The organism is Methanoregula sp. PtaB.Bin085, assembly GCF_002067035.1.
Taxonomy (GTDB): domain Archaea; phylum Halobacteriota; class Methanomicrobia; order Methanomicrobiales; family Methanospirillaceae; genus Methanoregula.
The window spans coordinates 34,693-59,186 of the sequence record NZ_MVQB01000010.1; the positions used below are offsets into that span (position 1 = coordinate 34,693).

Genomic DNA, 24,494 nt, shown 5'->3' on the forward strand with positions numbered 1-24,494 from the left:
ACACGCGAGAGTAGAATGGCACTGGATTTTCTCACCCTGAACCACCTCATTTTCATTGTCGGCGAGATCACCATCGTCGTGATACTGGGCTCGCTCATCACCGCGTTCATCCTGGTTGTCATCTCGCTCTACTCGATCAAGATGAAAAAGCTGTACTTCCCGCAGCTCATCAAGTCCGGCCTGGTCTTCCTCGAAGGTATCATGAAGGCGATGTTCCGCTTCTTCGGTCTCGAAGACCGGGACCTCTATACGTTCTTAATCAAGCTGATGAATTCCATGAATGCAGCGGAATTTGCCAGGATCCCCGTCACGGACCGCGCGATATTCATGCCGCAGTGCCTGCGCTCCTCCAAGTGCCCGGCACACCTGACCCCCGAGGGGCTCAAGTGCAGGAACTGCGGGCAGTGCGAGGTCGGCGGGGCCCATCTCCTTCTCGAGAAAATGGGCTACCGTGTATTCATTGTTCCCGGGTCCTCATTCATCAAACGGATGGTGAAGAAATACCGGCCGAAAGCGATTGTCGGGGTCGGGTGCCTGTCAGAAGTCAAGGAGGGCATCGACATGGCAGACAAGATGGGTCTTGTCGTGATGGGTGTCGTGACATTAAAAGAAGGGTGCGTGGAGACAATCAACAACTGGCCGGAACTCTACGAGATCGCCATACTGGGTATCGACCCTGCCTCAGTCCCCGAGGACCTTCATACTCTTGCCGACTAGGTTCCCGCTTTTTATCTTGCCGTGGACGATGATGGCGTCCCCGCTCCTGACGTCGCCAACCGTGACGCCGGTGCGCAGGATAACTTTTCCCCCGGCATCGATTGTGTGGACAACGGAATGGTCGAGGACCGTGACATCGCCTCTGGCTGTGATCGGGCCTTTGATCCGGCACTGGCTGCCGATGACCGCGTCCCGGCAGGTGACATCGAGGGCAACGCTGGACCGGGGGCCGAGCTCGAGGGTTCCCGCCACGTTCAGCCGGCCCCAGAAGTGCGTACGGGCAGGGACGATGAAATCGCCGTCGATCTTTACGTTCCCTTCGAAATAGGACCCTTTCTGTGCGTAAAAGGCAGTGCCCTTCTGTATGACAGTCGGCATATCTTCCTCAGTCAGATGTGGCACGGTTCGGGGATAAACTTGTTGCTCGCCGTTAAGGGACCGTACGTCCGGGGATATACACCGGGGATTACAGAATGATGGCCGAGAGGGTGAAGACAACGAGTGAAGCGAACATGCCTGCCTTGAGCAGGTCTGATGCCCCCGATCCTTTCACCTGAACGGGATCGGTACACCGGATTACCCTGAGCGCAGCTGCAAGAAGGATGATATCGACAATGGCGATACCGCCGATATACCACAGGCCCCACCGCAGGTACGGTACCAGGCTTGCTGCTATCCCGAGAAGTGCACTGAAAAAGGCAAGGCGGAGCGTGAACGGAATCCCCTGCAGGATCGGGAGGGTTGCTGCACCGCTCGCCCGGTCCCCCTCGACATCCTCAGCATCCTTGACAAGTTCACGGGCCAGCATGGCAAAGAAGGTCATGGCCGCAAAGGGTATGACCTGCGATATACCGGGCACGCCGTCCAGTGCACCGCCGAACAGGAACATGCTTGCCGCAAGGTATGATACGGCGATATTGCCGACAAGGGGCGTGCGTTTCAGCCGGGCTGCATAGACGATAAGGAGCAGTGCGTTGAAAACAGCGATCGCGATGCAGAGGGCATTGGTCTTCAGGCAGACAAGCATACCGGCAAGGAAGAGCGTGAGAGCGAATGCCCGGGATGCGGGAAGGGTGACCTTTCCCGAGGGAATGGGACGGTCCGGCCGGTTCACCCGGTCGATCTCCACGTCGAAATAGTCGTTGATAACATTCCCTGCAGCCGTGATCAGGGCAACAGCCGTAAAGAGGAGCAGGGTCTCCGGAATGATCGTGCCGGTGGCGATGAGGTACGCAACGATGGCCGCAAGGCCGGCGGCAAGGGAGTTGACCGGGCGGGTGATAGAGACATAGCCGGAAAGGCTCATTGATTAACTCTCGCACTGCCGGATAATTAACCTGCAGGAAAAGGTCGGGAACGAACGGGCGAGGGGGGATTTGAACCCCCGGCATTCAGCTTAGGAGGCTGACGCTATGTCCGGGCTAAGCCACTCGCCCTGCTCATATCCATTGCGGGGGAATATGTATATGTTTTTTGGGCTGCAACAGATGTGCGCAATGGACCTGACAGAGGTGAGGGAGGGGACAACAACGGTGCTCGTGCCGGTGCAGGACGCCACAGCCCGGTTCCCGCCGGGCACCGGGCCGATTTTCTTTAACCGGAAGATGGAGATGAACCGGGATATCACCATCCTGCTCCTCTCTCTCCTCGAACCCTCCGATTACCTTGACGCCATGGGGGCGACCGGCATCCGGGGGCTGCGGGTTGCCGGCGAATGCAGTATCCCGGTGACCATCTGCGACCGTGAGCCGGCCTCCGTCTGGCTGATAACACGGAACCGGGAGCACACCGGCCTTCCCGTGACCGTCGTGGAACGGGATGTCAATGCCCTGCTCTCGGAGCAGTCGTTCGATGCGGTTGATCTCGATCCGTTCGGGACCCCCGCGATGTTCACCGATGCTGCGATCCGGGGGTGCCGGCGGTTCCTCTCCGTGACTGCGACCGATACCGCACCCCTCTGCGGCGCCCACCTGAAAGCTGGCATCCGCCGGTACGGTGCGGTGCCGATGAATACCGAGTACCACTGCGAGGTCGGCCTCCGGATCCTGCTCGGGTTTGTCGCCCGGCAGACGGTAAAGTACGACCGTGGCGTAACGCCGCTCTTCTGCTATGCCCGGGAGCATTATACCCGGCTCCACCTCCGGCTGCTCCGGGGAGCACAGGCCGCGGACGAGACCCTGAAGCGCCTGGGATACATCTACCAGTGCAGGAGATGCCCGTACCGCGAGGAGCTGCCGGGCCTGCTCGCGCACGACCGCACCTGCCCGCACTGCACCGAGCCGCTGCAGCCGGTCGGGCCGCTCTGGCTCGGGAGTACCCGGGACGGCGATATCGTCTGCCGCATGCTGGCAGCAGCAGCGGAACGGGAGCTCGGGACAAAGAAAGACATCATCCCCCTGCTGGACACCTGCAGGCAGGAACTGCCGGTGTCAACGTTCTACGATTACCACCATATCGCGAAGGCGCTGCGCTGCTCGCCGCCTCATATCGGGACGGTTCTTGACCGGATCCGTGCTGCCGGCTACCCTGCAACACGGACCCATTTTTCCGGCTACGGCATTAAGACGGAAGCCCCGCTCAGCGTCATCCTGGATGCGGTTGGACGATCGTCATAATCCCGTTTTGAAGGGGCATACGGACCGATCTCTCCCGTGATCGCGGGAAAGGGAAGTCTGCGCGGGGGGTTATGGACCTGCCGGCCTGAACGATCGTTCCGGCACGGTGATCTCGAACCGGGCGCCTTTGCCCTGTGCCCCCGTCTCGGCAATCGAGATACCGGTAACCGCGAGGATTTCGCGGGCAAGGAAGGTGCCATAACCGGTATCTTTCCCCTTGCCATGTTCGAAGAGGAGTGCACGGGTCCTTGGAGCGATGCCGATCCCGTTATCTTCATACACGATGACGAGCCGGCCACCCTCCTCACGGCAGCTGATTCGGATCTCCGAGACATTCTCACCATGGCGGATGGAGTTCTCGATGAGATTGGAAAATACCCTGACCAGCGTGGGATCTGCAAAGATCGCGACATGATTGCAGGTCCCGTCCGTAGAAATCCTGACATTTCCCGGTTCGGTCATGGTTTTTGCAACCCGGATCGTATCGGCGAGGACCTGCCATGCGGGAGGCTCTGCCCCGATCTCCTGATAGTCCCGGGTGAATTTCAGGATGCGCTGGATCCTGGCGGATGCCCGCTGCAGGATCCCGATGATGTCGCTGCTCTTCATCGAAGGGGTTCCAGCCTCCAGCAGGGCGAGGTACCCGTTCAGGATGGTCAGCTGGTTGTTGATATCATGCCGGGAAACGCTGCTCATTTTGCTGAACTTCTGGTACCGGTCCTTCATGTCCCGGAGCAGGCGCCGGTGCCGGGTTATGTCGCGGAGGATCGCTATCCCTGTCAGGGAATTCTCCCCGGGTATCCAGACCGTACAGGATTCAAGGACACGGACTCCTGAATCCGGGCCGCGGATCTCGTGTTCTGTCCTGCGGGGAGCCGCAGTCCCGCTGGCTGCCGGTACGGGGAGAACCTGCTGTCTGATGACATCGAGGGAACCGGGGACCTTCTTATCCTCAGGGAGCAGCTGGAACAGCACGTCAGGCAGTGGCTTCCCGAGAACGGCAGGACCGGCAAGCCCGGTGAACCGTTCCATTGCAGGATTCCATCCAGCAACGGTTCCTGACCCGTCGGTCAGGATGATACCGTCCCCGCATTGCAGGAACAGTCCGGGGAATGCATCCCTGAAGGTTACGGGAAGCGGTATATTCCCGGCATCTGCCTCGCCAGCGCTCCTGCCCGGTATCCCGCTCTTGGTTCTTTCGTCTGACAAACTCCCGTCGCCTCCAGGGTACCGTACCGGAACAGACCGTTTAACCCGTAAGGAAAGGTTTTCCCTGTTTTTAAAATTGCCGTACGGCAAAATATACCTTTTCCTGTGGTTGAATGCCCGCAAACGGCAGGATTATCGTTCTACGATAATCGTGAGCAGGTCCCCGTCAGTCATTGTATGGGTGAGGCCGACCCGCTGGCCCGGGTGCTTGACCGATTTGCCCCAGATCCGGGCATACCGGAATTTCTCGGCAAAATCCCGGTGGAGCTTGTTGCAGATATCCTCGACCGTGCTCCCCCTGCGGATGATGAGGGGTTCCTCGAGGTCCGCCTCACCTCCGTGGGGTTTGAGATAGACACGGATGAACCCGAGGCAGTCGTAGAGGGCGTCCTTGAGCTCCTCGAGATGGAACCCTGCTGCCGCGGAGATCATGATCGGCGGGTTCCCGAACCTGCCACCGATATCGTGCTCGATCTCGAGGTACCGCTCCTTGTCCACGAGGTCGACCTTGTTGACCGCGATGAAAGCCGGGATATACATGCGGTTGCCCTGCACGGCGTCGATGAGATCGTCCTGCGTTGCGTTCCCGCGGATCAGGATATCGGCGTTCATCATCTTGCTCTCGGCAAGGATCGACCGCACCTCCTCGATATCGAGGTCGAGTGTGCCGACGGCATTGAGGCGGATGCCGCCATGCGAGGACTTCTTGATGGTGATGTCGGGTTTCGGTACGTTGATCCGGATGCCGGCATCGTAGAGTTCACGGAGGAGGACATCGAAGTGCTGCTCGTTGAAGACATCCACAAGGATGATGATGATATCGGCATTCCGCACGACGGCAATGACTTCCTTGCCCCGGCCTTTCCCCATCGCAGCGCCGGCGATGAGCCCGGGAATATCGAGGAGCTGGATCTTTGCGCCCTTGTGTTCAAGGGCCCCGGGAACAACGGTGAGCGTGGTAAAAGCGTATGCTCCGACTGCACTGTCCGTGCCGGTCAGCTTGTTGAGAAGGGTGCTCTTACCGGTGGACGGGAACCCGACGAGAACGGCCGTTGCGTCACCGGATTTCCTGACCTGGTAGCCTTCCCCGCCGCCACCGGCCTTCATTGCCCGGTTGACTGCCTCGTCCTTGAGCCGGGCAATCTTCGCCTTGACGCGGCCGATGTGCTTGGACGTAGCCTTGTTGTAGGGAGTCCTGACTAACTCGTCTTCAAGCTCCTTGATCTGCTCCTCAAGACTACTCATTTCCTATAGTATTCGCCGCACGTACGGGATATAGTTGTTCCCCCGTGCAGGAGAGGGAAACGATCGTTCCGGATGCCCCGGCCGCTGCACAGACCCGGGCCCCGGTTTTTATCCCCACTGACCCCCCTTCCGCGCAAGCCTGCATCCGGTGACATATTTCACTCGTGAATTGAGGGGATACCGGCAGGGTTCAGGCAGGATCAGATGGGGGGTCATTGGGGATAATTGAGCGGAACGGGACCCGGACAGGAGAAGGCGGGGAGAATTTTCCGGTGTAAATCCTGTTTGAACCTCCCGGATGCAGAGACGTGATTATCCCCTCCGACCCCCTCACCATTCCGGGCCGGTATTTCCGGATATCCACAACCGGCACACGGCAGGGGCATTACCGGTCGCCTTCCTCAGGCAATGCCGGAGTAACGGCAGACTCCTGATCAGGGAGTATCAACATGTTTAAGTAACCCGATGTCGTAAATAAGAGGGCAACTGCTGCTATAGTGTAGTCCGGCCAATCATGCGAGCCTCTCACGCTCGCGACTGGGGTTCGAATCCCCATAGCAGCATCCTGATCGGCTGTCCGATCGCTGTTTTCGTTCTTTTGTCAGGCCAGCGGAGTCGGAAGCAGTGTCTTGAATCCTGAACCGGGACAATCGCCGGGGAAGGATCGTCAGACCATCAAATCCGGAAAAAAAAGGGGCCGTTCTCCCGGCTCTTCACCGGTGGCAGCCGCCGCCCGAGGAACTCCCGCCGGAGGAACTGCTCTCGGAGGCTTCCTGGCCGGCAGTAACGCCGTCCGAAGCGCTCCCCCCGCCACCATCCCAGTCGGAGGAGTCGAACATCCGGACATCCCGCACGGAATCCTTTGGGGGAACGACCGCCCCGGTAAGATCATACAGGGGAATCACCGTGCCCGGGACTGTTGCGCCGGTACTCCGGGGATAATACCGGAATGATGATACAACCTGCTCGAAATCCTCCAGCTCGAACCGGTTGCAGTCCCGGGCCGTGAATACCAGAACGCCGGCATACCCCCGCTCGTTCGCGCTGTTGGTATCCATGATATAGGCAACCGACGTATTCCCGGCCGACCTGCTCTCGAACCGGTCGTACCGGATGCCGTTTATCGTCACCGTTGATTCCGTGGGGGCAGGCGACCACAGACGGTACTGGTCCCGGTATGCCTGTTCCCGGCTCCGGGAACTGGGATACGACCAGACCGAGAAGACGCCCCCGGAAACCAGGTCCGTGCGGTAATCCGGCAGGTCCGCTTTCATCAGGCGCCATGTCGATACATTCCATTCGGCAGGAACCCTGATGGCAAACAGGAGTTCCGGGTCCCTGAGATCCTTCAGCCGGGGGACATATCGGACCACCGTGACAGTCTCCTGAGGTGCCGCTGTTGTTCCAGCTGCGGAAATACCGGGAGAGGCGGACGCTGCGGGTTCCGTCACGGACGGGGAGATTGTTGTGATACCCTCCGCGGGGGGAGCCGGGTTTTTTCCGGACGATATTATGCATCCTGCCGAAAGAGAGCAGGAGAGAAGAATAAGGACAATGAGTACCGTCCGCAATCCTGACATTGATCTCATAGTTCATCTTTCAGAGGATTAGCATTTCCCATCGCTCACCTGCCGATACAAGATGCCTGCAGGAAAGCCGTGGATTTTCAGTCATATCATGGTCACAGCGATGCTGTCAGCATGCAGCACGCCATGACGGGTGAGAAATTACGGTGCAACAGGTAAAGGAAAAGAAGAATGGATCAGACCGGGCGCCACCTCTTCACGATGATATCATCGCCCTTTTTCCTGATCTCGACCTTGATTCTGGAATCCTTGTACTTCACTTCGAATATACCGAACTTTTTTGCATCAACGAGCCGCTGCAGTGCAGCCATATCGGTCCTCAGCATGCGTTTGAAATCATCACCCTCAAAGATAACTTTTCCCACAGTACACAATCCTCCTGAATATGATGGACAATTGACCAGAAGACTTATCAATGTTGTGCGATGCGTGTTTTGACCGCCATGAACCGCCCGTACAGCGATTAATCCGATTTTTTGGCGTTTTTTATGGGAATCATTAAATATCGTTACCGGGCATAAACCTTATATGAGAATCTATGAGCAGGGAGAAGATCAAGGTCCCCGTAAAGGTCTATGATGAGCTGGTCGCCCTCATGCGCGAGATCCATTTCACCCAGGACCACCAGGACACCATCAAGAAAGCAGAAGACCGCGGATACATGAACGCGGCAACATGGATCCGGGAGAACGAGCGTGCGTACAAGATCGGGTTCACCTGGGGTTTTGAGCCCGATACCAGCACATCGCAGGGAACCCTGCAGGACATCCCCCCGCGGGAGGCCCCGGTCCAGCACCGGACCATCCACCGCGAGAGCACGATCCAGCCCAAATCCCAGAAGAAATCATCCGGCGGCTTTTTTGACCGGATCAAAAAATGGCTGGGCTTCTGATCCCCTTTTTTCAGCCCGGCCGGTTATGCCGCAATCATAATCTTCCATCAGTGATGAGTGGAATATATGCCCACGTGCTCTGACTGCATCAGTTATTCACCGAAAACAAAGGATCGCGGGGAATGCCGGATCAATGGCGGGACCTGGCCGGACCGGGACAGCGACCGGTGCCCATCCCGCACGTTTATTCCAAAGCCGGCGAAATAAGTACCCTGGAGATGTTTATGCCGCGGGAGCTTGATGAAAAGGATATCGCGATACTCAGGAAACTTGCACCGGAATGCGGTGATCTTACCTGCTCGGGGTCGGGCCATATGTTCCATTCCATCCTTCCCCCGGTCTCCAACCATTTTGCCGAGGACAACAATGATTTCATCGGTCGGATTACGAGGCTCACCGACGATGAACTGACGTACATTGCAGGAATGATAGAAAACGGCGAGGAGAGCATGGGCTGCATGCCTGTGGAAGACGTTGAGGCCCTGGTGAAGATCATCCATGACCGCCTGTCACCGGAGGCTGCACGAAAGGTCATCGCGGCGTACGAATCCGGAAACGAGTGCCGGCACTGATACATGCATGACCGACATTTCTTCAATGATTGATGCACTCAGCCGTCCTTCCATCAGGGATCGCATGGCAGCAGCGGCAGCACTGGGCAAATCAGGGAACCCTTCAGCAACCGCTCCCCTCATCCACGCATTGTCCGACCCGCACCCCCGGGTCCGCCGGGAGTGCATCCATGCGCTCGGCCGGCTCGGGGATTCCGATGCTGTCCCGTCGCTTATCGCAGCGATCGCAAACGCCGATACAGAGACCCGTATCGCCGGAATCGCGGCACTCGGGAGAATACGGGATCCACGGGCAATACCGTCGCTCATCTCCTGCCTGAAAGACTCCGATGACCGGGTGAGGACTGGTGCTGCTGATGTCCTGGGAAGGCTGGGTGATCCCCGGGCAATCGGTCCGCTTGAAACACTGGGCAGCGATCCCTTCTCGGGGGTCCGGGAATCTGCTGATGCAGCGATCGCGAAGATCCGGAAAAGACGGGTATCCCACGGATAATCCTTCAGTTCACACAGACTCCGGATTATCCGGGCCATCATTCTTTTTATTCCTGACCAGCTACACTCAGTGCAGTGGAAGGTGACAGTCCTGATGCCGGAAAAACCAAACCTGACCGAGATCCTCACGAACTTCTTCTCGGTCGTTCCCCTCGTGCTCTACACCATCGTCGCGATCATGCTCACGATCATCGCGGTCTTCTCGGTCTGGGATGCCGGGCTGCTGATCTGGCGCCTTGCCGTGCCTTCCGCGGTACCGGTCAGTATCATCGATGTCATTAATGCGCTCCTGCTTACGATCACCATCATTGTGCTGTTCGAGACCGTTACGGTCTATTTCCGGACAAAACACGTGGAGGTAAGGGCACTGCTCGTTGCGGGTTTCACCGGCATGATCCGCCATATCCTCGTCTACAACATGGAGGCCATCGATCCCCTGACCATGTTCGCAACTGTGACCCTCCTTGCAGTCCTGATTGCCGGTATCGTCTTCGTCAAACCCGAAATGGTCCCGTAAGTGCCGCCCTTGGATGGAAATTAAATTTAATTTTTTAAATTTTATTTCATAAAGCCTATATATAACAGAACACGTACATACCAGGTTGAATATAGCATGAACAAGGTCCCCTCCCTTCACGGGCCGGTATCCCCAACCAAGGATATCCGCCCGGCCAGCATACCGGACGTCATCCAGGCAAAGAACCTGTACAAGACATTCGGCAGCATGACTGCTGTGGACGGGATCGCATTCAGCGTGCAGAAAGGCGAGGTCTTCGGTTTCCTCGGCCCCAACGGTGCGGGCAAAACAACGACCATGAAGATGATTGCCTGCGTATCCCCGAAGACATCGGGAAGCCTTGTGGTTCTCGGCATGAACCCGGATATGGAACCGGCTGCAATCAAGGCACGGATCGGGGTAGTACCGCAGGAGACAAACCTTGACCCTGACTTCACCTGTTTTGGCAACCTGTTCACGTACGCCCGGTACTTCGATATCCCCGACGAGGCTGCGGCACAGAAAGCCGATGAACTGCTGGAGTTTGTCCAGCTGACCGAGAAACGGGACGTGCCGGTCGAGAAACTCTCCGGCGGAATGAAGCGCCGGCTGATCCTTGCCCGGGCTCTCGTCAACAACCCGGAGATCCTCATCCTTGACGAACCAACTATCGGTCTCGACCCGCAGGCCCGGCATCTCATGTGGGAGAAACTCCGCGCCCTCCGGGCACAGGGCAATACCATCGTCCTTACCACCCATTACCTCGACGAGGCCGCACGGCTCTGCGATCGGCTCGTCATCATGGACAATGGCAGGATCCTTGTCGAGGGCGCGCCGGCCGATCTGGTGCGCGAGCATGCCGGGCAGGAGATAGTCGAGGTCGAAACGAGCGATGATGTCGTTGCCTGCCTGCAGGACTTAAAAGTCCCGTACGAGATGGCCGGGGACATGATCCTGATCGCGACCGGGTCATCGCGCGACATTGCCCGTGTCCTCCTGGACCGCTGCAAACCCGAGAAGGTCATCACCCGGCCGGCAACGCTCGAAGACGTGTTCCTGAAACTGACCGGGAGGAAACTCCGGGAGTGACCATGAACGGCATCCTCTCCCTTCCTCCGCTCAGCCGGCGTGCCATCAAAGTCTGGCATCGCAACCTCACCGTCTTTATCCGGACATGGCATGTCAACTTCTTCCCCCCGCTTGTCGAGGCGCTCCTCTACCTCTTTGCCATCGGCATGGGTATCGGGTCCTATATCCCGGAGGTCGAGGGGCAGCCGTACGTGACCTTCATAGCACCCGCGATCCTCACCATCGCTGTCATGAACTCCGCGTTCTTTGAATGCACCTACGGGTCGTACGTCCGCATGTATTACCAGAAGGCGTTCGACGCAATGATCGCCACGCCGCTCTCCATCGAGGACGTTATTGCCGGGGAACTGCTCTGGGGGGCGACGCGGAGCGTTATCTATGTCGTGATCATGATGCCGGTCCTTGCCGCGTTCGGGGTCATCTCCCTGCCCCTTGCGCTTTTTGCCATCCCGCTTGCATTCCTCGGGGGGCTGATGTTTGCGGGCATCGCGATGTGCTTTACTGCCGTCACACCCGGGATAGATACCCTGAACTATCCGGCGTTCCTCTTCATCACGCCCATGACCCTGTTCTCGGGGACATTCTTCCCGCTCACGATCCTGCCGGTTGTCCTCCAGTACCTTGCCCTGGCGCTGCTGCCGCTGACCCACCTTGTCGCTGTAATGCGGATGCTGACTCTGGCGGCCGTTACACCGGTCGTGCTCCTGCATCTCGCATGGATTGTGGCGGTCACGGTGCTCTGCTGTATCATCGCCATCAACCTGATGAAACGGCGCCTGATCGTCTGAACGGACGAGCAGCAGCGGAGGATCACGCAGTGTGAACCTGATGCAGCCCGGATAACGTGGGGCTGGAGTGGATCGGGGAGAATGCTCTGATAATATCCATTCCGGAATCCTGCATGAGAACCAGCATGGCCCGCCGGGTGCAGGTGTTCCTGCCCTGCTTCCTGTCAACCGCCGGCCTTTCCGCCCCGATCTTCCTTCCATCGGACATCACACTCTTGGAGAAAGGCATGTGCAGTATCGGGGTAATCCACGTCACCAGTATCATGGTCGTCATCATGCAGATGCACAAGTGACACGGGGGGCAGAACGCCAATTAACGGTTAATTTTCAGGACATACAGAACTTCATCCTCAACCGGCTGCTGCAGCATAATGCTGACTGCATAACCGGTTCGGGAGAAGAGATCCCGGACTTCGGCCAGACCCGTGAGTGACGATATCAGGAGCAGGATCCGCCCTCCCGGGGCAAGGACCCTCCCGACATCGCCTGCGAACCGTTCTATCACGGCACGACCGTTGTCCCCGCCATCGAGGGCATACTCGAGCCAGTCGTCCATCCGCTCCTCCGGCCGGGTTGGCAGGTACGGAGGATTGAACAGGACAAGGTCGAACGGCCCCCGGATCCCTCTCAGGAGATCGGCCCGGATTACACCGGTACAGGCATCGCGTGCAGCGATGACGGCATGGGGATTGATGTCAGTCGCGACAACGCGGGCGATCTTCGCAATCTCGCGGGCAATCAGCCCGGAACCTGTACCTACTTCGAGGACACGGTCGCCGGGCCCTGCTTCCGCCCGGGCTGCCTCGAGAAGGAGGACGGTATCTGCCTCAGGGGAATAGACCTGGGACGGATCGTACTTCATGGTCAGGGTACCATTGGACGGGCAGCGCAAAAAAGCGATTTCCTGCAGGGAACTCCGTCAGAAAATTTTCCGTTCATGGTGCGTCCGAAAAACCAGCGTTACATAAACCTGCCGGCAGTTTATGATAAGAAACCGGGGGATTATACCCGATTTTTGGGAGAATGGAAACCAATTATGCCGTAGTATCAGGAATAGACTCCGGACAGGAGCCCGGATTGAATAAAAGAGAGGAATTTACCCCGGTTTTCTACAGGATCCCGGGGTGACAGGGATCAGCCGGTTATCGTATCGTGGAAGATCCCGCGATCCCGGTTGAGGCAATATTCAGCGTATTTCCTCCGGGCTGACTCCTGCGAGGTGTTGGCGTAGCAGTATGAGCAGAGATGCATGCAGGTGGAATACTCGCCGATATCCTTCGATACGATGCAGCAGCAGGTGTTGCGCTGACCAGGATCCTTCAGCCAGCGTAATGCATCAGAGGCGGTTGAACTGCCGGCAAGGACCTGCTGCCCGGCGGGCTGCAGGAAATCCATCAGGACCCGGTCTTTCCCGAACTCCCGGACCATCAGGTCGCTGCTGATGCACTGCCCCCTGCCGATACCAAACCGGGAGAGGTCCCTGCCCTCCGCACAGGCTGTGACCGTGAGGTCCCACCGCCGGTTGAGGGAGGCGAGGCCGCAACAGAACTCCTCCACTTCGTTTTCCGTGAATTCGCGGGCACCGGTGATTCCTGCTGCCTGCAGGTTCCGCCGTACCTTCATGTATTTTTCAATATCAACGAAGCTGAAGACAAGCCTGCGGGTGAAGGGGGCGATGCGGTCGCCGATACAACGGATCTTCTCCAGCAGGTCGCCGACAGTAATCCGGTCCGACAGGACGAGGGGATCGAACCGCCAGACGACCCTGCCATTGCCGATGCGACGCGAGAGCCGGATGAAGGTATCGATACGTTCGTTCAGCGCGGGAACGCCCGGCTCGAGTCCTTCCTTCTCGTAATCGTTCAGGGTGTACAGGAAATAATAGTTATATCCCGTGCGGTCGAGCGCATCGAGACACGGCAGGAACGGTGAAGGATTCTTGGACCAGAACACGAAGACCCTTGTCTTCGCAAAGGAAACGCAGACGGGATTTCCCCCGAACGGGCTCTTCCACCGGACGTATCCTTCCCGGAGACGCGACAGGAACCAGTCCCCGTAGAATGCCGGGATATCAGTCGAGCGGCTGGCTGAGATGATGAGCGGTGCTATTGCGTCGACGGTCCGGGTATTCCCGGGCGCTGCCGGATCGGGTATGGTGAGCGGGACCTTTTCCCAGCCTTTCCATCTCACAGGAGCACCCCCTGAGTGCGATACCGGGTAAGAAGACCGTTGAACAGAAAAAACATTCCAGGAGCAGAAACACGGTCCTGTTCACAGAATATTGGCAATCGTTGCAAAATCCTCGAGATAGAGGGCCTCCGGTCTGCTCGTGAGGATCTCGTCCGGCAGGGCAGCGATTGCCCGCTCCACCCAGAGCGGCGAGAGCATGCTGCCTGCCGATCCCTTCAGGCAGTTCCTGACCGTCTTCCGCCGGTGAGAGAAGAGCGCCCGAACCACGTCCGCGTACAGGTGCCGGTCATTGATGGGAAAGATCGGTTCGCGGGGGAATATCTTCACAACCGTTGAATGCACCTGCGGTTTTGGCGTAAAGCACTGGGGGGGCAGGCGGAAGCAGATCTGGACCGCTGCGTAGGTCTGGACCATGATGGAGAGGCGCCCGCAGTCCTTGGTGCCGGCCTTTGCAACCATCCGCTCGGCGAATTCGCTCTGGTACATCAGGACCCCGACAGAAAAACCCGCCTCAAGCAGCCGGAACGTGATCTTGGAAGATGCAGAATAGGGAAGGTTTGAGACCGTAATCTCGAAGGGAGGATACGGGCACTTCGTGGCATCACCATGCTGCACCGTGAGCCGGCCACCGGAGATCTCATCGGAAAAAATCTCGTTCAGCTGCTCACACAGGATGCTGTCGAGCTCGATGGCATGGACGAAAGCACCACGGTCGAGCAGGGCGCGGGTGAGTGCCCCGTTGCCCGGCCCGATCTCGAGCACCCGTTTTCCCCGGACATCCTCAAGATCTGCGATCCGGTTAACCGCGTTCTGGTCAGTGAGGAAGTGCTGGTCGTGGTACGCTTTCATCGCGTGGTGAAGAGGTGGTACTTGACGTCCTTGTCCTGGAGTTCCTCGAGGATACGGGCCTGGATCATCTTCTCCGGGTGGGGGATGGATTTGATCCGGGCGGAGATATCCGAAAAGCTCTCGAACGGTTTTTTATTGCGCTGCTCAAGGATCTCCCACATCAGTTTCTTGCCGATACCCGGAAGGAGGTGGAGCATGTGGAGCTTGGGCGTGATGGATATAGCCTTGTTGAAGAAGGTGACAAAATCCTGCTCGCGGCTTTTGATCACTTCTTCGATGACAAAGGGAAGCTCTCCCTGGGCCGTGTGCGTCAGCTCCGTGTAGCTGATCCGTCGCTTGACCCGTTCTATCTTATCCCGCTCGGCATCACCGATATACACCTTCTCGTGGAGATCAAGCGTTGCCGTGGGTTTCGGGACGAGCTCGAGGAGCTTGAACTGCTCGATACCCATGGCCTGGACCACCGGTTCCCGCTTGAATGCCGGGCGGGGATCCTCGGCATGCCCCTTCATGAGCACATCCAGTACTATTGCGTTAACCTCTTTTTTCTCGGCCTTCATGCCACACCTCAGAAGTGTGTCGTAACCAGCTCAATGATCTTATCGATCTCTTCGGGTGTGAGCGTAAAACGCTCCTTGGCAAAGATGGCACGTACCTCGTCGCGGGTCTTTGGCATGATGTTGGCGATGCGGTACGCGATCTCGGGCTTCATCTTCTCCATCTGCACGAGCTGATCGACAAGGTCCTTTGCCTTTTCCGGAGTGGTTTTTGCAAGCTGATTGGCATGCTCGGTGCTGCGCCGGAACTCGTATGACGATTCTTTCTCGGCAGCGATCCTTTCGGCTTCGAGGCCGGCCAGGACACTGCGCAGCTCCGGGAGCGTAACCTTCTCTTCGCTAATGATACCCTTTACTTTCATGCCAATCACCTGACAGAGAATTTACTTTTGTGCTTTTAGATGTTGTGGTCTTGCAATGACGACCTTGTCGGCGTCACCGTCGCGGATAGCGAGCATCCATGCCCGGCCGCGCTGGCCGATGACGGTACCGGTCTTCCCGTGGAAGCGGCGGTGCGGCATACCCTTCTGGATACTGGATTCCACGACAACGTGGACCCGGTCCCCGATCTCGAACCGCTGGATAACGGAGGTGACGGGGGGAAGTCCCCGCTTTCTCAATTCCTTCTTGAACTTGTACCGTGTCTTCTTTCTTGGACCATTGTGATGTGCCATTGTTATTCTCCCTCCTTTGCTCCTTCCACCTGCGTAACGTCGAGGCTGGTGACGAGAGCCTTTCTCTTCAGGATCTCGGCAAGACTGGGGGTGGTTCTGCCCGAGTCACCGGATACGAGTTCCTTGATGTAGAGGCCGGCTTCGCCCAGGACTTCGACAACAAATCTGCCGTCCTGCTCCCCTACGAGACTGATATCCAGGACTCTGCGCTCCCGGACCTTGTCGGCTCTCCGGTGTGCGACCCTTTCGGGCGTGCGCTGCTGTATTGTGACGCCCTTTAGGGAATCCAGGGCTTTTGCGAACTCATCCGCAGATAATTCGCCGTCAACCTCGACCAGGATCCTGTATTTTTTATGCGCTTTGTTTGATTTAAGGGTTTCCACCTCCGAACGGTCCGCCCAGCGCTTCAACGCCACGGAAACGCGTCCATCAGCAGTCCGGTTGATCTCTGCCTCAAGCTCTGCAAGGTCAACGGACCGTTTCTTCGGGGCAACCACCTCGAGGATGAACGGCCGTCCGGTGCCGACCATCCGGGCGTCGATGTCCTCCCGGCCGGCCCCGTGCAGCACCGCGTTTTCCGCGTTGAACAACTCTATTACCGGCCTTCCGATGAGTTCCTCTACCGAATCGAGATACTGGGCACCGGTGAAGTTACACTTCTCGCAGCCCTTCCCCCTGCATACCCGGCAGTCCCAGTGCGTCTGGGGGATGCCCCGCTCGAACTTCTGGTACCTGCCATAGAAGAAAACGGAATTGATCTGCACCTCGACATTCCCCGAAGCAGGATCGAGGATGACGACAACCTCCGGTTTTTTTATGTCTGCGATCCTGCCAATGCGTGCCGAGACTGCCTTGCCGACCTCCCGGTTTACCTCGGACTTGAAGGGTTCGGGATCGGTCAGGGAGAGATCGCTCCAGACCATCTCCTCGTTCTCCGCTATGAGTGGCGGGACACGGCACCCGACAAGGAACGTCGAGAATTCAATTCCCTTCACCGCATCGGCCACCCGGTCTGCCCAGAGGGGGATCGAGTCAAAGAAATTTGCGCAGACCCAGCATGAACCCCCGGCAGGTTTATAGGGCCGGTTTTCCGCAAGTGCAGACGCTATCCGGATCCCACGGCCGCGTTCGTCATTGGAGAGCCCGTGCGAGCGTTTCCCGAAGAACCTGCCGAGGCAGTGATCGCAGATCTCCCCATAGGCCAGGATGGCCTTTGCCTGTTCGTTTATGTCCATCCGCAGCTCCTCCGGTCCAGTTCATTGCGAAGAACAGTAATGGCATGATCGGCGTGAAGGCACTTCGGCCCCACGGAATACCGGGGGCAGTCGCGGATCAGTATCTCTTCACCCTCCGTGAAATTCAGGTGATCCGAGAGGAGGTACGCTTCCGGCAGGGTTTCTGCCTTCCGGATATCGATCCCGTTTTCATCCAGTACCGCAAAGGTATGCTCGGTAATCAGCCGGTCAAGGCCGCCTTTCCGGATAAAAACCCCCTGCGCGGCCTCACGGAATTCGCTGCCGCATGGCGTGTCGATCACCTTTTTTATCAGGGCGGCAGCGCTGCGCTCGTCAGGAGAAAGGGACCGCACCAGCGCACCCGAAAACTTCACAGTCCTGGGTCCGGCCGGTTCGCCGCAGAGGACGAGGTAGCAGTCGGTATCCCTCCTCATGTCATGTGAGAGGAAGAGCGATGCGTTCACGCACCGGCAGAGCACGTCCATCCTGCCGCCACTGCCCGGAAGATCATTGATCGAGAAGCCCCCGTCCGTCCGGGCATGGTGCCCGATGATTGCAAAGGAGGTCATCTTACTGCATTCCGGAGAAGCGTTTCATCAGGCGCTGCATGTTGAACTTCCCGCCGCTTGCGCCCCGCAGGCCCTTGAGGGTCCGCTGCATCATCTTGTAGTATTTCAGGAGTTCCCGCACCTCGTCCGGAGATGCCCCGGCGCCATGGGCGATCCGCTGCATGCGGGAGCTGTTGATCAGCGACGGATCGTCAAGTTCCCCGGGCGTCATTGAGTCCATGATGATCCGGTAGCGGACCATTTTTGTACTTGTCACGTCGTAGACGCCTTCCGGCAGCTCCATGTTCCCGAGCGGGAGCATTCCCATGATCTGTTTCAGGGGCCCCATCTTGTTCAGGGCCTCGAGCTGCTTGTACATGTCGCGAAGGGTGAACTTCCCCTTCATCATCGCGTCCACGTTCACGTCCTCGGGCCTGATGGCTTCGTTTGCTTTCTCCATCAGCGCCTTGAGGTCGCCCATGCCGAGGAGACGGGAGATAAACCCGTCGGGATCGAACCGTTCGAGGTCCTCGATCGTTTCTCCGCTGCCGATGAACGCAATCCCGCTCCTGGTCTCGGCAACCGCCGACAGGGCGCCGCCTCCCTTTGCGGTGCCGTCCATCTTCGTGATGATGACACCGTCGATATTGATGGCTTCGTGGAACCGTCGTGCCTGTTCGCTCGCCATCTGGCCGAGCGCGGCATCGATCACGAGCCAGCGGTGCGTTGCCTTTGTCAGCAGGTTGAGGTCGATGATCTCCCTGATCAGGTCCGCTTCCAGCGCATGCCGGCCCTGGGTATCTACGATGATCAGTTCCTGCTCCTTGAGCGCTGCAAGTCCTTCGCGGGTGATCTTCAGGGCGTCCTTTTCCTGCGGGTTGCCGTAGCAGGGAACGTGGATCTTCGTGCACAGGGTCGAGATCTGGTCGAAGGCACCGGGACGGAACGTATCGGCGCAGATAACCCCCACCTTCATTCCCTTCTTCTGGAAAAACCGGGCAAGCTTTGCCGTCGTGGTGGTCTTGCCGCTTCCCTGCAGCCCCGCCATGAGGATCGTCTGGGGCTCAAGTTTCACATCAGTGGATGCCCAGACGAGCCGGACAAGCTCCTGGTACACGATCCGGAGCACGTGCTCGCGGACTGTCATACCCTTGGGAGGTTCTTCCTCGAGCGAGCGGGTGCGGACTGATTTTGACAGTTCCATCACCAGCTTTACATTGACATCGGAGGATATCAGCGCCCGCTGGAGGTCTTTTACCAGCTCGTCAACGGCTGCCCGGTCAATGACCGTCTTGCCTGCAAGCTTCTTGAGGGCGTCCTTGAGCGATGATGAGAGTCCGTCGAGCATCAGGCATCACCCAGCAGTTCCCCGACAACCCCTGCCGGTTCAAAGGGGGCGATGTCATCGTAGGATTGGCCGGTCCCGATGAACATGAGAGGTTTTCCGATCGTGTGGGCAATCGAGATCGCGGCACCTCCCCGCGAGTCCATATCCGCCTTGGTAAGGACAACGGCATCTGCCCCGACGGTCTTGTCGAACTCGGCCGCACGGGTCACGGCATCGTTCCCCGCAACTGCTTCATCGACATAGACCACGAGATCGGGTTTCATCACACGCTTGATCTTGTCGAGCTGGCTCATCAGGTTTGCCTTGTTATGGAACCTTCCCGCGGTGTCGGCGAGAACGACATCGATCTTGTGCGAGGTGGCGTACTGGACCGTATCAAAGAGGACTGCAGACGGATCGCCACCTTCCGGGTGCTGGATGATCTTGATCCCGAGACGTTCCGCATGGACACCGATCTGTTCGATGGCACCGGCACGGTAGGTATCGCCTGCCCCGATAACAACGGAGAATCCCTGCTTTTTCAGGTACGAACCGATCTTGGCAACGGTCGTGGTTTTACCGGTCCCGTTCACGCCGGTGAACAGGATCTTGACCGGCCGGGGATGGGACCGGATGTACGCCTGCAGGTCGAAACCGCTGCCCAGCACGTCAAGCAGCGCATCGCGGAGCGCCCCGACAACAAGAGAATCCACGGATTCGCCAATCTTGCGGTGCTTCCCGACAAGGCTCTTTTTTACATGTGCGATGATCGCATCCGTTACCGGGAGGGCGACATCGCTTTCGAGCAGGGTCATCTCCAGTTCGGAGAGTGCATCGGATACATCCTTCTCCGAGACGATCAGCTCGCGTTCGATCAGGAGGACCTTGAATTTGTCAACAATCGTTGGTTTTACGGTTATTTCGGGAGTTACCGGGGGTACGGATTGTTTTTCCGGAGCCGGCGCTGATGTATTCGATGCACCAGTCTTTTCAGCATCGGCTGCCGGAGAGGTAATTACCGTCTGGATGCTCGAACCCAGCCGGCTCCGGGCTGCCTGCAGCTTTTCCCTCAGTCCCCCGAACATAGAGAAAGTTTCCCCGTGGTTATTCCTGGCCCGCGGCCATGGACTGCTGGTATGCAGCCTCGAGCCTCTTGTTAATCTCGTTCATCTGGGAACGCAGACGATCAAGGGTCTCGGCTACTTTCTTCTGGGAGGCTTCCATCTCGATGATCCGCTCTTTTAAGTACTCGACTGCCTCCTTGTTCGGGCGCTCGACAACGACTTCCGCACCGATTGCAAGCATCACCTTCTCGGGCTCGAGGATCTTTGCCCTGACGGTTGCACCCCCGCCGATCTGCATCAGGACAACCCCGTCCTCCGATGCCATCATCCCTTCGAGAGCCTCGATCGCTGCATGCGCCTCCATACGGCCGTTTTCCAGCATCTCCAGCTGGCTGACAAAGATCTCTGCCTGCTGCCCGTATTCCTTGAGGTACTGCTGGAGCATCAGCAGTTCGCGCTGGTCGATTGGTTGCATTGTCTCTGCCAAAATCTGCCACCCCGTATTCTTATCGGGAAAATAATCCTGACTCCTGATATGTATGTCCTCCGGTATCATAAATACATCATGGTGACTGCGTCCTGTCACGGAATAATTCCGCAGACGTATTCAATCACCACTCCTTCAGTCCGGTGAAGCAGAATCCTGCACGCACCGGACTTTCTGCAGTCACAGGAGCAGGTACTCCATCCTTCGGGCCATGGGGGGTCACCCCCTCAGGAAAAAACCGGAGGGGGGGGGAGGTACCCCCACCCCCCTACAGACACCGGAACGGACAAGGAGGATTCCGAGGCATCCGTCCCGGTTTCTCCGGCAATGACTCCGGGAAAATCACGGACTCCGCGCTACCCGGTCTCAGCGGTTCTGCTCTGCAACCGGGGGGTACCCCCTCCCTCCCCCCATGATGTCTGGGGGGGTCACCCCCCTCCGGAAAAAACCGGAGGGGGGGGAGGTACCCCCACCCCCCTACAGACACCGGAACGGACAAGGAGAATTCGGAGGCATCTGTCCCGGTTTCTCCGGCGATGACTCCGGGAAAATCACGGACTCCACCCTACCCGGCTGCAGCAGTTCCGCTCTACAACCCGGTGGGGGGTACCCCATCCCTCCCTTCATGGTGCCCGGGGGGGTCACCCCCTCCGGAAAAAAAACCGGATGGGGGGGAGGTACCCCCTCCCCCTGTCCGTGTCCATGGTATTGTCCACAGGCCTCATTTATTACAATTAACGCCCCAGTATCTGGTACAGACGATCATTGTCTGAGGAGGCGTATGATGGATTTCAAGAACAAGGTTCTGATTATCGGGTATGGCGCTGTCTGCAAATGCATGTTCCCGATCCTGCTCCGCCACGTGAATATCCCCCTTGAGAATATCACCATCATCGACTTCAAGGACAAGTCGGCTGACCTCAAGGCCTGGACCGCGGGTGGACTCCGGTTCTTCAAGAAGAAGATCACCCCGAAGAACTTGACCGAGATTCTTTCTGAGTACCTCTCGCCGGGCGGCCTTTTAATCGATGTTGCGTGGAACATCGACTGCTGCGAGGTCGTGCAGTGGTGCCACGACCACCAGGTCCTCTATGTCAATACCTCGGTTGAGGCGTGGGATCCGGATGCTGCCATCCTCACGGCATCCCCGTACGAGAAGACCCTGTATTTCCGCCAGATGAAGCTCATGGATCTGACCAGGGACTGGAAGGATGCCACGACCTGTGTTGTCGATCACGGCGCAAATCCCGGCCTTATCTCGCATTTCGCCAAGCAGGGCCTCGTGGATCTCGCCCAGAAGATGATCGCCGACAAGATCGCAAAGGATCCGGAGAAGATCAAACGCCTCATCCGGGAAAAAGAGTTCGGCCAGCTCGCCATGGAGGTCGGCGTCAAAGTCATCCACTGCTCCGAACACGACACCCAGATCTCCCGGTCTCCCAAGAAGGTCGGTGAATTTGTCGGAACCTGGTGTGTCGAGGGACTCAGGGAAGAGGGAATCGCTCCTGCTGAGATCGGGTGGGGCACTCATGAGAAGACCCTCCCCCCGAACGCGATCGTCCCTCCGGTGGGCCCCAAGAATGGTATCTTCCTCCCGAAGATGGGAATCAATACCTGGGTCAGGTCCTGGATCCCCGACCAGGAGATCATCGGCATGGTCATCAGGCACGGGGAGGCGTTCGGCATCTCCGACCGGTGGACTGTCTGGAAGGATGGCAAGGCCATCTATCGCCCGACTGTCCATTACGCCTACATGCCGTGCGATGCAACCATCGCCTCGCTTCACGAACTGCGCGCCCGGAATTACGTGCTCCAGCACAAGATACGGATCATGAGCGACCGGGAGATTGTGTCCGGTGCTGACATTCTCGGTGCTCTCCTGATGGGACACCCCTACAAGTCATGGTGGACCGGCAGCATCCTTGCCATCGATGATGCCAAGAAACTGGCGCCCGGACAGAATGCGACGACGATCCAGGTAGCGCTTGGTATTGTCAGTGCCGTGATGTGGATGATCCGGAACCCGAAGAAGGGATTCTGCCTCCCCGACGACCTCCCCCATGAGTTCGTACTGGAAATCGCAAAACCGTACCTGGGAGAATTTTATTCAGGACCCTCGGACTGGACCCCGCTGAAGAACCGTATTGTCTATATCAAGGAGAATCCCGAGAATAATTACGACCATGAGGATGTCTGGCAATTCAAAAACTTCTTATTCGTGCAGTAAATCTATGATATAATGACAAAAACTGCGCTGGATACGAAGAAGAAGCGGAAGAAAAAAGGGACTGAGGAAACCCCCGTCCCCCATATCGGGAAGATAAACAAAGAACTCCTGCTGGACCTTGCTGCAAAACACGGAACCCCTATTTTTGTCATCGATCACGAAAAACTTCGGGAAAATTACCGCGAGTTCCGGAGGCACCTGCCGGATGTTCAGGTTTATTTTGCCGTCAAGGCAAATTCCAACCCGGAGATTGTAAAAACCCTGTTTAAGATCGGAAGCAGTTTTGACGTGGCATCGATGCCTGAATTCATGATTGTATACGAGAATATCAGGGACATGCCAAAGAATGAGCGTCAGGAATGGATCTGGGACAAGATCATCTACGCCAATACCATCAAACCGATCGAGACGCTCGAGGCCCTTGACAAGTACAAACCTCTCGTCACCTTTGACAACCATCACGAGATCCTCAAGATCCGTGACCACGCACCCCATGCCGGGCTTGTTCTCAGGATCCGGGTGCCCAACACCGGCTCAATGGTCGAGTTGTCATCCAAATTCGGGGCACACCCGGGTGAAGCGGTGGACCTCATTGCCGAAGCATTCGATAACGGCCTTGTTGTCGAGGGGCTGAGTTTCCACGTTGGCAGCCAGTGCACGAACTTCGAGAATTACATGCAGGCCCTCCAGCTCTCGGCAAATATCATCAAGGAGGTTGAAGACCGGATTGGAAAGAAAATACGCATTCTCGATATCGGGGGCGGGTTCCCGGTCAAGTATCATCCCGGCATCCGGTCCATTCGGACACTTGCCAGGAAGCTGAATATGGAGATAAAAAGGCTGTTTCCTACGGATATGCAGATCCTTGCCGAGCCGGGCAGGTTCCTTGTCGCCAATACCTGCACCCTGGTAGCAAAGGTAGTCGGCAAGGCAGTCCGCGACGGCAAACCCTGTTATTATATCAACGACGGGGTCTACCATACCTATTCGGGACAGGTGTTCGATCATATCAATTACCCGGTCCTGCCCTTCAAAGAGGGGGAAACACAGATCTCCGCGGTCTTCGGGCCCACCTGCGATGCATTCGATACTATCACCCTTTCTGCCGAACTCCCCGACCTTGAGATCGGCGATCTGGTGTACTCTGAAAATATCGGCGCCTATTCCCACGCATCATCAACGTATTTCAACGGGTTCCCGCCGGCTAAGGTCGTGCATATCAACCGCTGATTCTTTTTTTCTCACGTTTCAGGGATATCCATTAACGGGATGGAAACCAACGGATAGAATATGCCCACCCTGTATCTCTTTGTCACCGATACGCTTGCTGACTGGGAGCCCGGTCACGTCATTGCGGAACTCCGGTCCGGACGGTACCTGAAGGATCCATCATCCCGGTACGATGTTGTCCTCTGCGGAAGCACCTTGCACAGGATTACCACGATGGGGGGTATTCCCCTGGTACCGGAAGTGCTGGTCGAGGATATCCGGCCACGTGAACGCGATGTCCTTGTACTGCCCGGGGCGGATACCTGGCTTGAGACGGAGAAGGAGCCGGTCATGGAAACGGTCCGTGACCTGCTCGAAAACGGCACGGTTGTTGCAGCGATTTGCGGGGCAACGCTCGCTCTCGCC

Annotated in this window: 29 protein-coding genes and 2 tRNA genes; 13 read left to right on the plus strand and 18 right to left on the minus strand. The window is 57.7% G+C overall.

Translation table 11 applies throughout. The annotated features are described in order from the left end of the window. Positions 1 to 15 precede the first annotated feature (15 nt). Positions 16 to 717 (plus strand): DUF116 domain-containing protein, encoded by a 702-nt coding sequence (locus tag A4E33_RS00495; RefSeq protein ID WP_292345399.1) that lies wholly within the window; start codon positions 16 to 18, stop codon positions 715 to 717. On the opposite strand, the gene A4E33_RS00500 is transcribed toward A4E33_RS00495, so the two are convergent. The 3 genes from A4E33_RS00500 to A4E33_RS00510 all read right to left on the minus strand — a co-directional run bounded on the left by A4E33_RS00500 (position 682) and on the right by A4E33_RS00510 (position 2,153). Continuing rightward, a complete protein-coding gene (locus A4E33_RS00500; RefSeq protein ID WP_292345401.1) occupies positions 682 to 1,095 on the minus strand; it encodes a polymer-forming cytoskeletal protein in 414 nt (137 codons plus the stop codon). The two genes, A4E33_RS00495 and A4E33_RS00500, sit on opposite strands and share 36 nt — an antisense overlap. A gap of 88 nt (positions 1,096 to 1,183) precedes the next feature. Beyond that, the gene (locus A4E33_RS00505) at positions 1,184 to 2,023 is read right to left on the minus strand and encodes a geranylgeranylglycerol-phosphate geranylgeranyltransferase (protein ID WP_292345403.1); all 840 of its coding nucleotides are present in this window, start codon (positions 2,021 to 2,023) and stop codon (positions 1,184 to 1,186) included. Positions 2,024 to 2,078: 55 nt separating this feature from the next. Beyond that, positions 2,079 to 2,153, minus strand: a tRNA-Arg gene (locus A4E33_RS00510). 60 nt (positions 2,154 to 2,213) lie between these two features. On the opposite strand from A4E33_RS00510, the gene A4E33_RS00515 reads away from it, so the two are divergent. Then, complete coding sequence (locus tag A4E33_RS00515; protein ID WP_292345405.1) at positions 2,214 to 3,332, plus strand: tRNA (guanine(10)-N(2))-dimethyltransferase; 1,119 nt, start codon at positions 2,214 to 2,216, stop codon at positions 3,330 to 3,332. 69 nt (positions 3,333 to 3,401) lie between these two features. Here the strand turns inward: A4E33_RS00515 and A4E33_RS00520 are convergent, their stop codons facing one another. Then, positions 3,402 to 4,541, minus strand: a complete 1,140-nt coding sequence (locus A4E33_RS00520; RefSeq protein ID WP_292345407.1) for an ATP-binding protein — start codon at positions 4,539 to 4,541, stop codon at positions 3,402 to 3,404. Positions 4,542 to 4,673: 132 nt separating this feature from the next. After that, positions 4,674 to 5,786: a GTP-binding protein gene (locus tag A4E33_RS00525; protein WP_292345409.1), complete on the minus strand. Its 1,113-nt coding sequence runs from the start codon at positions 5,784 to 5,786 to the stop codon at positions 4,674 to 4,676. A gap of 488 nt (positions 5,787 to 6,274) precedes the next feature. Between A4E33_RS00525 and A4E33_RS00530 the strand changes: the two genes are divergently transcribed. Further along, positions 6,275 to 6,349 (plus strand) — tRNA-Glu (locus A4E33_RS00530). Between the two features lie 150 nt (positions 6,350 to 6,499). Here A4E33_RS00530 and A4E33_RS00535 read toward each other — a convergent pair. Next, on the minus strand, positions 6,500 to 7,366 hold the full coding sequence (locus A4E33_RS00535) for a hypothetical protein (RefSeq protein ID WP_292345411.1): 867 nt from the start codon (positions 7,364 to 7,366) through the stop codon (positions 6,500 to 6,502). 182 nt (positions 7,367 to 7,548) lie between these two features. Continuing rightward, on the minus strand, positions 7,549 to 7,698 hold the full coding sequence (locus A4E33_RS00540) for a hypothetical protein (protein ID WP_292345413.1): 150 nt from the start codon (positions 7,696 to 7,698) through the stop codon (positions 7,549 to 7,551). Between the two features lie 212 nt (positions 7,699 to 7,910). On the opposite strand from A4E33_RS00540, the gene A4E33_RS00545 reads away from it, so the two are divergent. The 7 genes from A4E33_RS00545 to A4E33_RS00575 all read left to right on the plus strand — a co-directional run bounded on the left by A4E33_RS00545 (position 7,911) and on the right by A4E33_RS00575 (position 11,994). Then, the gene (locus A4E33_RS00545) at positions 7,911 to 8,264 is read left to right on the plus strand and encodes a hypothetical protein (RefSeq protein WP_292345415.1); all 354 of its coding nucleotides are present in this window, start codon (positions 7,911 to 7,913) and stop codon (positions 8,262 to 8,264) included. Between the two features lie 218 nt (positions 8,265 to 8,482). Continuing rightward, entirely contained in the window at positions 8,483 to 8,836 is a 354-nt protein-coding gene (locus A4E33_RS00550; RefSeq protein ID WP_292345417.1) for a hypothetical protein, read from the plus strand. A 7-nt stretch (positions 8,837 to 8,843) separates the two neighbouring features. Next, positions 8,844 to 9,329 carry a HEAT repeat domain-containing protein gene (locus A4E33_RS00555; protein WP_292345419.1) on the plus strand — a complete coding sequence of 162 codons (486 nt, stop codon included), beginning with the start codon at positions 8,844 to 8,846 and terminating at the stop codon, positions 9,327 to 9,329. Between the two features lie 93 nt (positions 9,330 to 9,422). After that, complete coding sequence (locus A4E33_RS00560; RefSeq protein WP_292345421.1) at positions 9,423 to 9,845, plus strand: phosphate-starvation-inducible PsiE family protein; 423 nt, start codon at positions 9,423 to 9,425, stop codon at positions 9,843 to 9,845. A gap of 207 nt (positions 9,846 to 10,052) precedes the next feature. Next, entirely contained in the window at positions 10,053 to 10,913 is an 861-nt protein-coding gene (locus A4E33_RS00565) for an ABC transporter ATP-binding protein (RefSeq protein ID WP_292345452.1), read from the plus strand. A 2-nt stretch (positions 10,914 to 10,915) separates the two neighbouring features. Continuing rightward, the gene (locus tag A4E33_RS00570) at positions 10,916 to 11,701 is read left to right on the plus strand and encodes an ABC transporter permease (protein WP_292345423.1); all 786 of its coding nucleotides are present in this window, start codon (positions 10,916 to 10,918) and stop codon (positions 11,699 to 11,701) included. Between the two features lie 113 nt (positions 11,702 to 11,814). After that, positions 11,815 to 11,994 (plus strand): hypothetical protein, encoded by a 180-nt coding sequence (locus A4E33_RS00575; RefSeq protein ID WP_292345425.1) that lies wholly within the window; start codon positions 11,815 to 11,817, stop codon positions 11,992 to 11,994. Positions 11,995 to 12,014: 20 nt separating this feature from the next. Here the strand turns inward: A4E33_RS00575 and A4E33_RS00580 are convergent, their stop codons facing one another. The 11 genes from A4E33_RS00580 to pfdA form a co-directional block, all read right to left on the minus strand. Then, positions 12,015 to 12,563, minus strand: coding sequence for a HemK2/MTQ2 family protein methyltransferase (locus A4E33_RS00580; RefSeq protein WP_292345426.1), 549 nt, complete (start codon positions 12,561 to 12,563; stop codon positions 12,015 to 12,017). Positions 12,564 to 12,835: 272 nt separating this feature from the next. Continuing rightward, complete coding sequence (locus tag A4E33_RS00585; RefSeq protein ID WP_292345428.1) at positions 12,836 to 13,891, minus strand: DUF1848 domain-containing protein; 1,056 nt, start codon at positions 13,889 to 13,891, stop codon at positions 12,836 to 12,838. A gap of 81 nt (positions 13,892 to 13,972) precedes the next feature. Next, on the minus strand, positions 13,973 to 14,740 hold the full coding sequence (gene rsmA, locus A4E33_RS00590) for a 16S rRNA (adenine(1518)-N(6)/adenine(1519)-N(6))-dimethyltransferase RsmA (RefSeq protein ID WP_292345430.1): 768 nt from the start codon (positions 14,738 to 14,740) through the stop codon (positions 13,973 to 13,975). Further along, positions 14,737 to 15,300, minus strand: a complete 564-nt coding sequence (locus A4E33_RS00595; RefSeq protein ID WP_292345432.1) for a DUF655 domain-containing protein — start codon at positions 15,298 to 15,300, stop codon at positions 14,737 to 14,739. Before A4E33_RS00595 ends, rsmA begins: the two co-directional genes overlap by 4 nt. 8 nt (positions 15,301 to 15,308) lie before the next feature. After that, a complete protein-coding gene (locus A4E33_RS00600; protein WP_292345434.1) occupies positions 15,309 to 15,659 on the minus strand; it encodes an RNA polymerase Rpb4 family protein in 351 nt (116 codons plus the stop codon). 21 nt (positions 15,660 to 15,680) lie between these two features. Then, on the minus strand, positions 15,681 to 15,971 hold the full coding sequence (locus A4E33_RS00605; protein WP_292345437.1) for a 50S ribosomal protein L21e: 291 nt from the start codon (positions 15,969 to 15,971) through the stop codon (positions 15,681 to 15,683). A gap of 2 nt (positions 15,972 to 15,973) precedes the next feature. Continuing rightward, positions 15,974 to 17,206, minus strand: a complete 1,233-nt coding sequence (locus A4E33_RS00610) for a tRNA pseudouridine(54/55) synthase Pus10 (RefSeq protein ID WP_292345439.1) — start codon at positions 17,204 to 17,206, stop codon at positions 15,974 to 15,976. Then, on the minus strand, positions 17,197 to 17,775 hold the full coding sequence (trmY, locus tag A4E33_RS00615) for a tRNA (pseudouridine(54)-N(1))-methyltransferase TrmY (RefSeq protein WP_292345441.1): 579 nt from the start codon (positions 17,773 to 17,775) through the stop codon (positions 17,197 to 17,199). Before trmY ends, A4E33_RS00610 begins: the two co-directional genes overlap by 10 nt. Before the next feature lies 1 nt (position 17,776). Beyond that, complete coding sequence (locus A4E33_RS00620; protein ID WP_292345443.1) at positions 17,777 to 19,102, minus strand: signal recognition particle protein Srp54; 1,326 nt, start codon at positions 19,100 to 19,102, stop codon at positions 17,777 to 17,779. After that, positions 19,102 to 20,166 carry a signal recognition particle-docking protein FtsY gene (ftsY, locus tag A4E33_RS00625; protein WP_292345444.1) on the minus strand — a complete coding sequence of 355 codons (1,065 nt, stop codon included), beginning with the start codon at positions 20,164 to 20,166 and terminating at the stop codon, positions 19,102 to 19,104. The genes A4E33_RS00620 and ftsY overlap by 1 nt, the downstream gene beginning before the upstream one ends. 19 nt (positions 20,167 to 20,185) lie before the next feature. Continuing rightward, positions 20,186 to 20,632: a prefoldin subunit alpha gene (pfdA, locus tag A4E33_RS00630; protein WP_363053519.1), complete on the minus strand. Its 447-nt coding sequence runs from the start codon at positions 20,630 to 20,632 to the stop codon at positions 20,186 to 20,188. Positions 20,633 to 21,413: 781 nt separating this feature from the next. On the opposite strand from pfdA, the gene A4E33_RS00635 reads away from it, so the two are divergent. The 3 genes from A4E33_RS00635 to A4E33_RS00645 all read left to right on the plus strand — a co-directional run. Further along, positions 21,414 to 22,859 (plus strand): saccharopine dehydrogenase NADP-binding domain-containing protein, encoded by a 1,446-nt coding sequence (locus tag A4E33_RS00635; protein WP_292345446.1) that lies wholly within the window; start codon positions 21,414 to 21,416, stop codon positions 22,857 to 22,859. Positions 22,860 to 22,871: 12 nt separating this feature from the next. Continuing rightward, entirely contained in the window at positions 22,872 to 24,089 is a 1,218-nt protein-coding gene (locus A4E33_RS00640) for a type III PLP-dependent enzyme (protein ID WP_292345447.1), read from the plus strand. Positions 24,090 to 24,149: 60 nt separating this feature from the next. After that, a partial coding sequence (locus A4E33_RS00645) for a DJ-1/PfpI family protein (protein ID WP_292345448.1) occupies positions 24,150 to 24,494 on the plus strand: 345 nt, incomplete at its 3' end.